Raw genomic sequence first — 12,406 nt, forward strand, 5'->3', positions numbered from 1 at the left:
ATACTTGAGCGCCTGAATTGAAAAAAGCCCTTATTTGATATGAATAAGGGCTTTTTAATTTGCACTGTTAGCTTATTTGACGAGCCAAGGTCGTAACCAGCCCAGTCCGGCAGAAGTCGCTGCTTTCGGTCGATATTCACAGCCTATCCAGTCTTGATAACCGAGCTGGTCAATCAGTTCAAATAAATACGGGTAGTTGATTTCTCCGAGATCCGGCTCGTGACGATCCGGTACGCCAGCGATCTGAATATGTCCTATGCCGCCATGTTGACGCTGCATATCGCGCCGCAGTTTGACTGCGACATCGCCTTCAACGATCTGGCAATGATAGATGTCAAATTGCACTTGCAAATTCTCCACGCCGATTTCGGCGCAAATCTCCTGCGCCTCATCCTGACGATGTAAAAAATAGCCAGGCATGTCGCGCGTATTGATAGGCTCTATCAGGATCGTGATCTGTTCTTTGGCAGCGAGTAAGGCCGCATACGCGAGATTTTTTAAATACACTGCGCGATGGCGCGCCCTGTCGTTCTCGTCATGCAGCAGACCTGCCATGATATGCAGCTTGTGGTTGCCCAATATCCTGGCATACGCCAGCGCCTGTTCAAGTGACTGTTTAAATTCGTCTTCGCGACCGGGTAGAGACGCGATGCCACGCTCGCCTTTTGCCCAGTCCCCCGGCGATAAATTGAATAAGACTTGCTGCAAGCCGTTATCGTCGAGTTGCTGGCGCAATTGCGGTGCTGGAACCTCGTATGGAAACAGAAACTCGACTCCCGTAAATCCATCTCTGGCGGCAGCCGCGAAACGCTCGATGAATGCATGCTCGTTGTACATCATACTGAGATTAGCGGCAAAACGCGGCATCTTTACTCCTTCGCATTATGATGGTTTTTTTCGGCAGTTCTTTGTGCATAGCGTTGCGCCATCACCGCACAGACCATCAGTTGCAATTGATGGAACAACATCAAAGGCAGCAGTACCATGCCGACAGCCTGGCTGGCAAATAAGACTTTTGCCATGGGCACGCCACTGGCAAGACTTTTTTTCGATCCGCAAAATACCACGGTAATTTCATCTTCTTTGCTAAAGCCAAAACGTCGACTGACATAGGAAGTCAGCAGCATGATAATCGCCAGCATCACTGCGCTGATCAACAGCAGACTCAGCAACATCACGGGCGGCAATTGCTTCCACAAGCCCTGCTCTACCGCTTCGCTGAAAGCGACGTAGACCACCAGCAGGATAGAGCTTTGATCGACCATCTTCAATACGCTTTGATGGCGGGTAATCCATGCCGCGATCCAGGGCCGGACGATTTGTCCGAGCACAAACGGCACCAGTAGCTGATACACAATCTTTAAGACCGCATCGAGAGAAGAATGACTATCGCCATGCGCGACCACGATCAGGCTGACCAGCATCGGCGTCAAAAAAATTCCCAGCAGATTCGAGGCCGACGCACTACATACAGCAGCGGGAACATTGCCGCGCGCCAGCGAGGTGAATGCAATCGACGATTGTACGGTCGACGGCAATACGCATAAAAATAAAATACCGACGTACAGCTCTGGCGTGATCATCCATAACATCAGGGGTTTTAGCAGCAAACCGAGCAGAGGAAAAACAGCGAAAGTGAATAGCAAGACCGTCAGATGCAAACGCCAATGGGTAATCCCGGCGACCACCGCTTCACGCGACAGCTTGGCGCCGTGCATGAAGAACAGCAGGCCTATCATCAGGGTCGTAAGATAATTGAAACCGACCGCGATTTTGCCGGTACAAGGGAAGATGCTGGCTGTCAGAACAACAGCGAATAACAACAAGGTCATGTTGTCAGGTAAAAAACGGGGTCGCTTCATAATTGGCATCGCATAACTGGGCTCCCGATTGTACTGTAATACCGCAGGAAAAATGCCTGACGTAGCCTGGATGAACTCCGTACAGCGCAGCAAACAACACCTGCGCCGAGATGGCAAGAGAACGCATTGCGCTTCTATTGCCCCAGCGATGGTGACTACAGGATATCTATTTGCGACCTTGTTCGACTGCGTCGTTCAGAATGCGGAGTCATAGTGCTAAAAAATAAAATGATCATAAAAACCATCGATGTTTTAGCGATTGATTAACAAAGCCCGCGCATTCCAGCCGGACTTTAGCCTGCTTTATCCCTGAGTTTATGCATTTCATCGCATACAACTGGCAAGACCAAGTGCGCTTGCCTAAAGTGCTGACATCGCAACACCAGATGTCCATTCGAGTACTTAAATTCTACTTAATTTCCAATTCAGACAGGAGCATTACCATGAGCGCATTCAATAAATTCAGCAGCACAGTCATCTGTTCCAGCGCATTGATCGCCAGCGTTCTGGCACTATCGTCGGCTTACAAGGCGCCGGTCTCCACCGCCATTAACGACACCATCCCTACCGTCACCATTATCGCGAAGCGTCTGAATGCCGAGCAAAAACTCGCGTATGATTTGCAGTCAACCCAAGATATCCAGACCGTGATGATTTCGGCTAAACGTTTGAGCGCTGAACAAAAACTGGCGATGGACAGAGATGCCATCGAGCAACGTCAGGCTGCTGCGAAATACGCAAAAACCATACAACAGTCGGTATAAGTGTTGCCTCACGATTTAACTGGAAGCAAGTTCTGAAAAGTTTTGTAACAAAATTTTGCAATCAGGCTTTTCATTGGTCGCAATTCATTTAAAATAGCAGGCAATCATGTTAATAAAACACTCCACCTACTTCGGCGCTGCAATGCTGGCATTTTTGGCTGGCATCACGTTCAGCCAGAGTTCTGCCTGCATGGCAATTTCTGCGCCGACGGTTCAATCCAGCAGCCAGGTACAAGAAGGTTCGGCAGCCAGCGCCTCTGCGCGCTCATCGATGATGCTGGAGCGCGGCGGCATGGACAGAGCGTCTGTGCATTTACAGATTCTGCAGCAAACTTCACCGCATTTTGCCGATAGCAATACGCCTAAAAAATTACCGGGCGACGATAAAAAAACCACCTTAAAGCCGGCAAACAATTCTTAAATTTGCCTTAAGCATTGTCCGTCCTTGGTCAGCTTCCTGCTCATTTGCTGCTTACTTCACTACTCGCGCGACAATTTACTGCGCCAATTCGTTGAAACGCTATTTCCTTCTTGGCTGACGATGTCTGCTGTACCTGCGATATCAATAACACCAAGGAAAACAGCATACTCCCCGATTAATCTAAAAAAACAGCCCTGTTTCCGCCTATCTGTCTGCCTACACTGAAAATACACCCACTCAGTATATTATCAGTATCAATTACAAAGCACTCCTGTCTATACGCTTGCTCAGGATAATCGAAGTCGAAGTTTGCCTGACGCCGTCTTGCGCACCAATCTGATCGAGCAATTTATCCAGCACTTCGGTCGTCGCGCAGCGCAAGGTCAGCATATAGTCGATCGCGCCGCTGACGGCACACAAGGTCTCGACTTCGGGTAACTGCTGCAAATATTTCATCAGGCCCGGTGCCATGCGGGCCTCAACCGACAGCCCGACATAGGCGCGCACCGCGGGCTGATACATGGTCTGGCTCAATTTCAAGCCATAACCGGCAATCACGCCCCGCTTCTCTAGTGCGCTGATGCGGGCAATCACCGTGGTTCTGGCGATGCCGACTTGCCTGGCAATCGTGCTGACCGGCAACCGCGCATTGTCCATCAATAAGGCAAGAATTTTATTGTCGATATCATCCAGAGTCGGCTTCATTTATGCACCATTTAGTCAATTAGTATCAAATTTTAGTCAAAATGTAGTTATACAGTTCATTATGACGATAATTTACACTCTATTATCTGACAAAACTTGCTTTTACACTTACTCCATCGATTCGTTTTGATTTAAACCCCAACACCCAACAATCACTGGAGACACCATGACAACCAAACTCATTCTGCTAGGCGCGGGCAAAATCGGCGACGCCATTCTGAATCTGTTGTCGCATACCGGCGACTACCTGATCACTGTCGCTGACCGCGATATCGAACGCCTGAAATATGTCGACCAGGCCGGTTTCCCTAATGTAAAAACCGTACAACTCGATCTCGGCGATAAAACCGCCGTCACCGAATTGATCCGTGGTCATCAGGTCACTTTGTCAGCCTGCCCTTACTTCCTGACACCGATCATTGCGAATGCCGCTAAAACTGCGAATTCCCACTATTTCGATCTGACCGAAGACGTAGAAAGCACACGCATCGTCAAGCAGCTCGCGGAAGGCGCGGATTGCGCCTTCGTCCCGCAATGCGGCCTGGCACCTGGCTTTATCTCGATTGTTGCGAACGATGTCGCGAAACGTTTCGACAGCCTGCGCGACGTCAGCATGCGTGTCGGTGCTTTGCCAACCTTCCCTAACAATGCGCTCAAATACAATCTGACCTGGAGCACCGACGGTCTGATCAACGAATACTGCAATCCTTGCGAAGCGATCGTTGACGGCCAACTGCGCGAAACAGCGGCTTTGGAAGAAATCGAACATTTCTCCTTGGACGGTATCGACTACGAGGCCTTCAATACTTCCGGCGGTCTGGGCACTTTGTGCGAAAGTCTGCAAGGCAAAGTACAAAACCTGAACTACAAAACCGTGCGTTACCCGGGTCACCGCGACATCGTCAAAATGCTGATTCGCGATCTAGAGCTGGGCAAACTCGAACGTCGCCCTATCCTGAAAGACGTGCTGGAAACCTCGATTCCAATGACCAAGCAAGACGTGGTGCTGGTGTTCGTCAGCGTGGTCGGCATGCGCGACGGCCGTCTGGAACAAGAATCCTATGCGAAGAAAATCTACGCCCAGGTCGTCAATGGCCAGTTGCTGTCAGCGATCCAATTGACTACTGCTTCCGGCATCTGTGCGATGGTCGATATGGTCGTCAACGGCCAGTTGCCTAAGCACGGCATGGTACGTCAGGAACAAGCCAATCTGGCTGACTTCCTGGCAAACCGTTTCGGCAAATACTACGCGCTATAAAGCTAGAGCGACGGATCAACTAGCGATCAAAGCTCATTAACGATTACAATATCGCAGCTAAGGGTGGGCACTGTTTTACACTGCCCACCCTGCTTATTTTGACGCAGCTTTTGACAAGTCATTTTAAGAACACTCATCACAGCGCGCCTTATCCAGACGCGCTGCTGGAACCAGATAGGCCATTTGGAGACCAATATGGAAAACATGAATATCGTCACTGTCCTGAACCAGCTCGGCGTCAATCTCGCCGACTATCAAGGTCAGGACATCCCTAGCATCTCACCGGTCAACGGCGCGCCTCTAGCGACTTTGCGCGCAGACAATGCCGATCAGGTCAATGCCAAAATCACCCGGGCGCAAGCGGCTTTTTTGCAATGGCGTAATGTACCGGCACCCCGTCGCGGCGAGTTAGTCCGATTGTTCGGCGAAGAGCTGCGCCAGCATAAAGAAGCGCTTGGCCTGGTCGTCACCATGGAAGCCGGCAAAATCCTACAAGAAGGTCTGGGTGAAGTGCAAGAGATGATCGACATCTGCGATTTCGCAGTCGGTTTGTCGCGTCAATTGTATGGCCTGACGATCGCGTCCGAACGTCCTGGGCACCGCATGATGGAAGTCTGGCATCCGCTCGGCGTCGTCGGCGTGATCTCCGCGTTCAACTTCCCGGTCGCAGTGTGGGCCTGGAACGCAGCACTGGCCTTCGTCTGCGGCAATAGCGTAACCTGGAAACCGTCGGAAAAAACACCGCTGACGGCATTGGCAACGCATGCCTTGTTCATGAAAGCCGTCGCTAAATTTGGCAGCGACGCACCGGAAGGTTTGGCAGAACTGATCATCGGCGACCGCAGTACCGGCGCCCAAATGGTCAACGACAAACGCGTGGCCTTGGTCAGCGCAACGGGCAGCACCCGCATGGGTCGCCAGGTCGCAGAAGCCTGTGCCAAACGCCTGACACGCACGATTCTGGAATTGGGCGGCAATAACGCCATGATCGTCACAGGCAGCGCCGATCTGGAAATGGCCGTCCGCGGCATCACCTTCTCGGCCGTCGGCACTGCAGGTCAGCGCTGCACCACGTTGCGCCGCCTGTTCGTCCACAACAGCGTGTACGACACGCTGGTGCCGCGTCTGAAAAAAATCTACGCTGGCCTGCCTATCGGCAATCCGGGCAGCAAATCCACGCTAATCGGCCCATTGATCGATAGCGCTGCATTTGATGCAATGCAAACCGCATTGGCAACAGCCCGCGCCGAACAAGGCCAGGTCTTCGGCGGTGAACGCGTGATGGTAGACGGTTGCGAAAACGGTTTCTACGTCAAGCCGGCTTTAGTAGAAATGCCGACGCAAACCCAGAGCATGCACCATGAAACCTTCGCGCCGATTATGTATATTGCGCGTTACACCGATCTGCAACAGGCGATCGACTGGAACAACGAAGTACCGCAAGGCTTGTCCTCGTCGATCTTCACCACCGACATGCGGGAAGCAGAACGCTTCATGTCCGACAGCGGCAGCGATTGCGGCATCGCCAACGTGAATATCGGCCCTTCCGGCGCAGAAATCGGCGGTGCCTTTGGTGGTGAAAAAGAAACCGGCGGCGGTCGCGAATCCGGCTCCGATTCCTGGAAAGCCTACATGCGCAGATCGACCAATACGGTCAATTACAGCAATGCCTTACCGCTCGCACAAGGCATCAGTTTCGACATCTGACCAGGCCGAAATTGCAGCAATAAAAAAACCGTCACGTTCATAGGAACTGACGGTTTTTTATTACTTACAACAAATAACGACATACGACATAGTTAGGCCCCACGAGTTCGATTGCATACACTAAAATAAGCGGAGGCACGACACAACCGTCATGGATGGGGACAAAATGACTATCAGGCAGTTGCGGAAATTATTATCAATGATCGCTATGCTGTTCTGCCTGACTGCGCCAGTAATCGCCGAGCCTGCTAAAGTCATACGCTACCCTCGCCTGTCCGCCATCGCCGATCCTCACGGCGACTACATTCTGGAACTACTGCAACTGGCGATTCAATATAGTGGCCAGCCTTTCCAGCTAGTACCGAACTCCGACCCTATGCAGCAAGCACGGGCTATCTATGAGATGGTGTCAGGGCTAGGTGGCATTGACGTCATGTGGACGATGACTACCGACGAGCGGGAAGCGCAACTCATCCCGATCCGGGTGCCCATCGATAAAGGCTTGATTGGGTGGCGCATCCCCTTGCTGACTCAGACTAACGCCGAGCTATTTTGCGATATCAAATCCATCCAAGAGTTAAGTCGTTTTTCGGCGGGACAAGAATTTGACTGGCCCGATGTGCGTATTTTAAAAGCCAATCATCTGCCGGTCGAAACCTCGACCTCTTATGAACCTTTATTCAGGATGTTAAAGGCCGGTCGGTTTGATTATTTTCCACGCTCCATTTTTGAAATCAACAAAGAACTTGAGATTCATCAAGATCTGAACTTGCACATCGATAAATACATTGTTTTACACTATCCATCGGCCCTATATTTTTTCGTCACGCCAAGAGAGCCCAAAATGGCAAAGGCATTGCAAAACGGGTTTGAAGAAATGATCAAGAATGGTAGTTTCGAAAAAACTTTCCAAAAACATTTGGGTTCCGCCATAAAAAAGGCCAACATCAAACAAAGAATCGTGATTGAACTGAAAAACCCTTTGCTTAAAACCGACAAAGCACCATTTAACCGGCCAGAACTCTGGTACCGACCAGAAGCTAAATAGGCCGGTGAGCAATCAACTACGCCACCCATCAATACCGCATGAAAAAAGTCAAACACCATCAGGACGCGCAACAACTTGAGCAGATTCCCAATATCGGTAAAGCCTGCGCAGCAGATTTGCGCTTGCTGGGCATTCATCAGCCCGGCCAACTGAAAAGCTGCGATCCATATGCGATGTACCACGATCTCTGCATCCTGACCAATGCCAGACATGATCCCTGCGTGATCGACACCTTTATTTCTGCAGTACGATTCATGGAAGGCGCTCCTGCCCTGCCATGGTGGGATTACACTGCGGAACGCAAAGCACATTTACTGACTCTTCCATCATGATGATTAAAATTTACGGCGACATTTATTCCGGCAACTGCTACAAAATCAAACTGGCAGCAACTCAACTTCAGATCCCCCACGAATGGATCAAAATCAATATCCTGAACAAGGAAACCGAGACCGCGAGTTTTTTACAGAAAAATCCTAACGGCAAAGTCCCTTTACTCGAACTCGAAAATGGCACCTGCCTGTCTGAATCGAATGCGATTTTGCATTACCTGTCAGAGGGTTCTGCGCTGCTGCCAACCGAACGCCTGCAGCATGCGCAAGTCTTGCAATGGCTGTTCTTCGAGCAATATAGCCACGAACCGTATATCGCGACGGCACGTTATATCGTGCGCTATCTGGGGCGTCCGGCAGAACATGAAGAGCGCTTGCAACAAAAAATGGCGCCGGGCTACCATGCGCTTGATGTCATGGAGCAACATTTGACACGGCACAGCTTCTTCGTCGCGGAACGCTACACGATTGCCGATATCGGCTTGTACGCATACACGCATGTCGCCCACGAAGGAGGCTTTGATCTGGATGCCTATCCTGCGATCAGGGCGTGGCTACAAAGAGTCCGGCAACAAGCCGCCTATCGCGACATGCAGGCATTCGACCAACAATCATGAATCAGCCCAAGCAAAAACCTGCACTCGAAGGCATTACACTGGAAGCCATTCTTACCCACCTGGTCGCGCAATATGGCTGGGAAGAAATGGCACAGCAAGTCAATATCCGCTGCTTTACGCTCGATCCCAGTATCAAGTCGAGCCTGAAATTTTTACGCAAAACGCCCTGGGCCAGGGAAAAAGTGGAGCAAATGTATTTGCAATCGGATGGGCGCTGACATTGTGATATTGATGCGCGTCTATCGCATTTATCCGCACAAGGGGACTTCCCAAAAGCCTTACCGCAGCACGCTTGCGCCTCTCAGGCTATAATGGCTGCCGGAAGGCGCATCTGACATACGTCTTCCTATCCGAACATGGTTCATTCAATCGTTTCTCCCATCCCGCCCTGTCCTCCCAGATTCCGCTTTTAGCCTATACCTGACAAAATTACTCAAGTTTGCTATACTTGAACAAAATACTCAACCATTTAGAGTATTGTGAATTTTCGCTTGGAGCAAACCATTCATGCGCCTGACTACCAAAGGCCGTTTCGCTGTGACAGCTATGATTGATCTGGCATTACGCCAGGACAAAGGCCCTGTCACGCTGGCTGGCATCAGCCAGAGGCAGGATATTTCCTTATCCTATCTTGAGCAGTTATTTGGCAAATTACGGCGCCACGAGATTGTCGAATCGGTGCGTGGCCCGGGCGGCGGCTATACATTGGCGCGCAAAGCCCAAAAAATTACGGTGGCGGACATCATCATCGCCGTTGACGAACCGCTGGATGCAACGCAGTGCGGCGGCAAAGGTTCTTGTCACGGCAGCGATCACAGCAACGGCATCCACTGCATGACCCACGAACTGTGGGCGACATTGAATGTGAAGATGGTCGATTACCTGGATTCCGTCTCATTGCAAGATTTAGTGAATCAGCAGCACCAAAGAAATATAGAAAAAAATGTCGTGGTAGTACAGCACAAAACCGTACCGAATCTGCACATCGCTTCTTAAACTATTCGTCTTAACCATGTCGCCATTTTGGAGTAACACATGAATGCCCCGTTGGAAAAAAGCTTGATTGATACGATCAGGTCACCGCACTTCCCTATCTATATGGATTACTCGGCGACTACACCGGTCGACCCTCGCGTTGCCGATAAAATGATGCCGTATTTGCGTGCGCAATTCGGCAATCCGGCTTCTCGCAGTCATATGTATGGCTGGGATGCAGAAGCCGCGGTTGAAGAAGCGCGCGGTCATGTGGCCGCCTTGCTGAATGCCGACCCGCGCGAAATCGTCTGGACCTCCGGAGCAACCGAGAGCAATAACCTGGCAATCAAAGGCGCGGCGCAGTTTTACAAATCCAAAGGCAAGCACATCATCACGGTCAAGACTGAGCACAAAGCTGTGCTGGACACTGTGCGTGAGCTGGAACGTCAAGGTTTTGAAGCGACCTATCTGCAGCCGCAAGACAACGGGCTGATCACCTTGGAACAACTGAAAGCCGCGATCCGTCCCGACACGATTCTGGTATCCGTCATGTGGGTCAACAATGAAATCGGCGTGATTCAGCCGATCGCTGAAATCGGCGAACTGTGCCGTGAAAAAGGCATTGTGTTCCACTCTGATGCGGCACAGGCGACCGGCAAAGTTGTCATCGACCTGGAAAATACCAAGGTCGACCTGGTGTCTTTATCTGCCCATAAATCGTATGGGCCTAAAGGCATCGGCGCTTTGTATATCCGTCGCAAACCACGCGTGCGCTTAGAGGCGCAAATGCACGGTGGCGGGCATGAACGCGGCTTCCGCTCCGGCACTTTGGCACCGCATCAGATCGCCGGCATGGGCGAAGCATTCCGCCTTGCGAAAGAAGAGATGGACAGTGAGCTCTCGCATGTGAGAAGCATGCGCGATCGCCTGGCCAAAGGTTTAAGCGAAATCGAAGAAACCTATGTCAACGGCGACATGCAACATCGTGTGCCGCACAACCTGAATGTCAGCTTTAATTATGTCGAAGGCGAATCATTGATCATGGCGATCAAGGAGATCGCGGTATCGTCCGGTTCGGCCTGTACTTCGGCCAGTCTGGAACCATCGTATGTATTGCGCGCGCTTGGTCGCAGCGATGAACTCGCGCATAGCTCGATTCGCTTCACCATCGGTCGCTTCACGACCGAAGAAGATATTGATTTTGCGATCAACCTGCTGAAAACCAAAGTCGCCAAATTGCGCGAACTCTCGCCGTTGTGGGATATGTATAAAGACGGGATAGACATCAGCACTATCCAATGGGCGGCACATTAATTTCGCGCAGACTGCGTAGTTTGCATTAAGTTGCATTAACAAATTTGTCAGGAGCATCAAAATGGCTTACTCAGAAAAAGTGTTGGATCACTACGAAAATCCACGTAATGTCGGCGCATTCGACAAAGGTGACGACACTATCGGCACTGGCATGGTCGGTGCACCAGCCTGCGGCGACGTCATGAAATTGCAAATCAAGGTCGGTGCGAATGGCATTATCGAAGATGCGAAGTTCAAGACCTATGGCTGCGGTTCCGCGATTGCCTCATCCTCTCTGGTAACAGAATGGGTCAAAGGCAAAACGCTGGATCAAGCGCTGGACATCAAGAACACCCAGATCGCGGAAGAACTTGCTTTGCCACCGGTCAAAATCCATTGCTCGATTTTGGCAGAAGACGCGATCAAGGCTGCCGTACTCGATTACAAAACCAAGCACGGCACAGAACAAAGCGCCTGATTTTTTGCATCAAGTATCGGAACCATCATGGCAATTACATTGACAGAAAAAGCGGCCAAACACGTCAGCCGCTATATGGAAAGACGTGGCAAGGGTATCGGTCTGCGCTTTGGTGTGCGCACGACCGGCTGCTCTGGCATGGCTTATAAACTTGAATACGTCGATGAAGTCGGCAGTGATGACCAGGTGTTTGAATCGCATGGCGTGAAAGTTTTTGTCGATCCGAAAAGCTTGCCCTACATCGATGGCACCGAGCTCGATTTCGCACGCGAAGGATTGAACGAGGGCTTCAAATTCTACAATCCGAACGTCAAAGATGAATGCGGCTGTGGCGAAAGCTTCCGTATTTAAAGTACAGAGATAGAAAGTTAGTTAGCGGATGCAGAATCATTTCGAGCTGTTCCAGTTACCGCAGCAATTTGCACTGGATCAGGCCAAGCTGGATACCGCTTATCGCGAGGTGCAAGGCAAGGTACATCCTGATAAATTTGTGCAGGCGAGCGATGCCGAAAAACGCGTCGCCATGCAATGGGCAACCCGCGCAAATGAAGCCTATCAAACCTTAAAAAAGCCTTTGAAGCGCGCCAAGTATCTATGCGAATTGCAAGGCGTCGATTTACAGACCGAATCCAATACCAGCATGCCCGCCGCTTTCCTGATGCAGCAAATGGAATGGCGCGAAGCCTTCGACGATGCGCGGCAGGCGAGCGATGTGCAAGCGATGGACCAGCTGGAAAATGAATTAAGAGCCGCACTCAAGCAACAACTCGATCTGGTCGGAACAACACTCGATATGCATGACTACCGCTTGGCCGCACAGCAGATTCGCGCCTGTATGTTTCTTGAAAAATTCATTGCCGATATTTCCGACATTGCAGCCTTGGAAGACTAATCGTGATATTCGCCGAGTCAATTTCGATCAGGTAATTTCGAATAACCTGGCAAT

General features: G+C 50.8%; 17 protein-coding genes. 13 read left to right on the plus strand and 4 right to left on the minus strand.

Annotated elements, in window-relative coordinates; all coding sequences use genetic code 11:
- Nucleotides 1-72: 72 nt before the first annotated feature.
- Genes otnI through LPB67_RS08145 form a run of 3 tightly spaced genes read right to left on the minus strand, consistent with a single transcriptional unit; the run spans nt 73 to nt 1,989 of the window.
- Nucleotides 73-867, minus strand: coding sequence for a 2-oxo-tetronate isomerase (otnI, locus tag LPB67_RS08135; RefSeq protein ID WP_262836619.1), 795 nt, complete (start codon nt 865-867; stop codon nt 73-75).
- Between the two features lie 2 nt (nt 868-869).
- Nucleotides 870-1,862 carry a bile acid:sodium symporter family protein gene (locus tag LPB67_RS08140; RefSeq protein WP_262836620.1) on the minus strand — a complete coding sequence of 331 codons (993 nt, stop codon included), beginning with the start codon at nt 1,860-1,862 and terminating at the stop codon, nt 870-872.
- On the minus strand, nt 1,837-1,989 hold the full coding sequence (locus tag LPB67_RS08145; protein ID WP_262836851.1) for a hypothetical protein: 153 nt from the start codon (nt 1,987-1,989) through the stop codon (nt 1,837-1,839). The genes LPB67_RS08140 and LPB67_RS08145 overlap by 26 nt, the downstream gene beginning before the upstream one ends.
- A gap of 316 nt (nt 1,990-2,305) precedes the next feature.
- Between LPB67_RS08145 and LPB67_RS08150 the strand changes: the two genes are divergently transcribed.
- Nucleotides 2,306-2,626 (plus strand): hypothetical protein, encoded by a 321-nt coding sequence (locus LPB67_RS08150; RefSeq protein WP_262836621.1) that lies wholly within the window; start codon nt 2,306-2,308, stop codon nt 2,624-2,626.
- A 106-nt stretch (nt 2,627-2,732) separates the two neighbouring features.
- Complete coding sequence (locus LPB67_RS08155; protein ID WP_262836622.1) at nt 2,733-3,047, plus strand: hypothetical protein; 315 nt, start codon at nt 2,733-2,735, stop codon at nt 3,045-3,047.
- A gap of 258 nt (nt 3,048-3,305) precedes the next feature.
- Here the strand turns inward: LPB67_RS08155 and LPB67_RS08160 are convergent, their stop codons facing one another.
- Nucleotides 3,306-3,752 carry an Lrp/AsnC family transcriptional regulator gene (locus LPB67_RS08160; protein WP_262836623.1) on the minus strand — a complete coding sequence of 149 codons (447 nt, stop codon included), beginning with the start codon at nt 3,750-3,752 and terminating at the stop codon, nt 3,306-3,308.
- A 166-nt stretch (nt 3,753-3,918) separates the two neighbouring features.
- Between LPB67_RS08160 and LPB67_RS08165 the strand changes: the two genes are divergently transcribed.
- From LPB67_RS08165 to hscB, 11 genes are all read left to right on the plus strand, one after another.
- A complete protein-coding gene (locus LPB67_RS08165) occupies nt 3,919-5,010 on the plus strand; it encodes a saccharopine dehydrogenase family protein (RefSeq protein ID WP_262836624.1) in 1,092 nt (363 codons plus the stop codon).
- A 204-nt stretch (nt 5,011-5,214) separates the two neighbouring features.
- Nucleotides 5,215-6,717, plus strand: coding sequence for an aldehyde dehydrogenase family protein (locus LPB67_RS08170; protein ID WP_262836845.1), 1,503 nt, complete (start codon nt 5,215-5,217; stop codon nt 6,715-6,717).
- 199 nt (nt 6,718-6,916) lie between these two features.
- Nucleotides 6,917-7,765 carry a transporter substrate-binding domain-containing protein gene (locus LPB67_RS08175; protein WP_262836625.1) on the plus strand — a complete coding sequence of 283 codons (849 nt, stop codon included), beginning with the start codon at nt 6,917-6,919 and terminating at the stop codon, nt 7,763-7,765.
- Nucleotides 7,766-7,803: 38 nt separating this feature from the next.
- Nucleotides 7,804-8,097 carry a helix-hairpin-helix domain-containing protein gene (locus tag LPB67_RS08180; RefSeq protein WP_262836626.1) on the plus strand — a complete coding sequence of 98 codons (294 nt, stop codon included), beginning with the start codon at nt 7,804-7,806 and terminating at the stop codon, nt 8,095-8,097.
- Complete coding sequence (locus LPB67_RS08185) at nt 8,094-8,714, plus strand: glutathione S-transferase family protein (RefSeq protein ID WP_262836627.1); 621 nt, start codon at nt 8,094-8,096, stop codon at nt 8,712-8,714. The genes LPB67_RS08180 and LPB67_RS08185 overlap by 4 nt, the downstream gene beginning before the upstream one ends.
- On the plus strand, nt 8,711-8,932 hold the full coding sequence (locus tag LPB67_RS08190) for a VF530 family protein (RefSeq protein WP_262836628.1): 222 nt from the start codon (nt 8,711-8,713) through the stop codon (nt 8,930-8,932). The genes LPB67_RS08185 and LPB67_RS08190 overlap by 4 nt, the downstream gene beginning before the upstream one ends.
- A gap of 289 nt (nt 8,933-9,221) precedes the next feature.
- Nucleotides 9,222-9,710 carry a Fe-S cluster assembly transcriptional regulator IscR gene (gene iscR, locus LPB67_RS08195; protein WP_262836629.1) on the plus strand — a complete coding sequence of 163 codons (489 nt, stop codon included), beginning with the start codon at nt 9,222-9,224 and terminating at the stop codon, nt 9,708-9,710.
- A 39-nt stretch (nt 9,711-9,749) separates the two neighbouring features.
- The gene (locus tag LPB67_RS08200; protein WP_262836630.1) at nt 9,750-11,003 is read left to right on the plus strand and encodes an IscS subfamily cysteine desulfurase; all 1,254 of its coding nucleotides are present in this window, start codon (nt 9,750-9,752) and stop codon (nt 11,001-11,003) included.
- A gap of 61 nt (nt 11,004-11,064) precedes the next feature.
- Nucleotides 11,065-11,460: a Fe-S cluster assembly scaffold IscU gene (iscU, locus tag LPB67_RS08205; RefSeq protein ID WP_262836631.1), complete on the plus strand. Its 396-nt coding sequence runs from the start codon at nt 11,065-11,067 to the stop codon at nt 11,458-11,460.
- 27 nt (nt 11,461-11,487) lie between these two features.
- Entirely contained in the window at nt 11,488-11,811 is a 324-nt protein-coding gene (gene iscA / locus LPB67_RS08210) for an iron-sulfur cluster assembly protein IscA (protein WP_186883599.1), read from the plus strand.
- Nucleotides 11,812-11,839: 28 nt separating this feature from the next.
- Nucleotides 11,840-12,352, plus strand: a complete 513-nt coding sequence (gene hscB, locus LPB67_RS08215; protein ID WP_262836632.1) for a Fe-S protein assembly co-chaperone HscB — start codon at nt 11,840-11,842, stop codon at nt 12,350-12,352.
- Nucleotides 12,353-12,406 lie beyond the last annotated feature (54 nt).

It is taken from the genome of Undibacterium sp. Jales W-56 (genome assembly GCF_025548535.1).
GTDB lineage: Bacteria > Pseudomonadota > Gammaproteobacteria > Burkholderiales > Burkholderiaceae_D > Undibacterium.

Coding starts and splice junctions, on each gene's coding strand:
- otnI (WP_262836619.1), bottom strand. CDS start 867: ATGCCGCGTTTTGCCGCTAATCTCAGTATGATGTACAACGAGCATGCA.
- LPB67_RS08140 (WP_262836620.1), bottom strand. CDS start 1,862: ATGAAGCGACCCCGTTTTTTACCTGACAACATGACCTTGTTGTTATTC.
- LPB67_RS08145 (WP_262836851.1), bottom strand. CDS start 1,989: ATGCGTTCTCTTGCCATCTCGGCGCAGGTGTTGTTTGCTGCGCTGTAC.
- LPB67_RS08150 (WP_262836621.1), top strand. CDS start 2,306: ATGAGCGCATTCAATAAATTCAGCAGCACAGTCATCTGTTCCAGCGCA.
- LPB67_RS08155 (WP_262836622.1), top strand. CDS start 2,733: ATGTTAATAAAACACTCCACCTACTTCGGCGCTGCAATGCTGGCATTT.
- LPB67_RS08160 (WP_262836623.1), bottom strand. CDS start 3,752: ATGAAGCCGACTCTGGATGATATCGACAATAAAATTCTTGCCTTATTG.
- LPB67_RS08165 (WP_262836624.1), top strand. CDS start 3,919: ATGACAACCAAACTCATTCTGCTAGGCGCGGGCAAAATCGGCGACGCC.
- LPB67_RS08170 (WP_262836845.1), top strand. CDS start 5,215: ATGAATATCGTCACTGTCCTGAACCAGCTCGGCGTCAATCTCGCCGAC.
- LPB67_RS08175 (WP_262836625.1), top strand. CDS start 6,917: ATGATCGCTATGCTGTTCTGCCTGACTGCGCCAGTAATCGCCGAGCCT.
- LPB67_RS08180 (WP_262836626.1), top strand. CDS start 7,804: ATGAAAAAAGTCAAACACCATCAGGACGCGCAACAACTTGAGCAGATT.
- LPB67_RS08185 (WP_262836627.1), top strand. CDS start 8,094: ATGATGATTAAAATTTACGGCGACATTTATTCCGGCAACTGCTACAAA.
- LPB67_RS08190 (WP_262836628.1), top strand. CDS start 8,711: ATGAATCAGCCCAAGCAAAAACCTGCACTCGAAGGCATTACACTGGAA.
- iscR (WP_262836629.1), top strand. CDS start 9,222: ATGCGCCTGACTACCAAAGGCCGTTTCGCTGTGACAGCTATGATTGAT.
- LPB67_RS08200 (WP_262836630.1), top strand. CDS start 9,750: ATGAATGCCCCGTTGGAAAAAAGCTTGATTGATACGATCAGGTCACCG.
- iscU (WP_262836631.1), top strand. CDS start 11,065: ATGGCTTACTCAGAAAAAGTGTTGGATCACTACGAAAATCCACGTAAT.
- iscA (WP_186883599.1), top strand. CDS start 11,488: ATGGCAATTACATTGACAGAAAAAGCGGCCAAACACGTCAGCCGCTAT.
- hscB (WP_262836632.1), top strand. CDS start 11,840: ATGCAGAATCATTTCGAGCTGTTCCAGTTACCGCAGCAATTTGCACTG.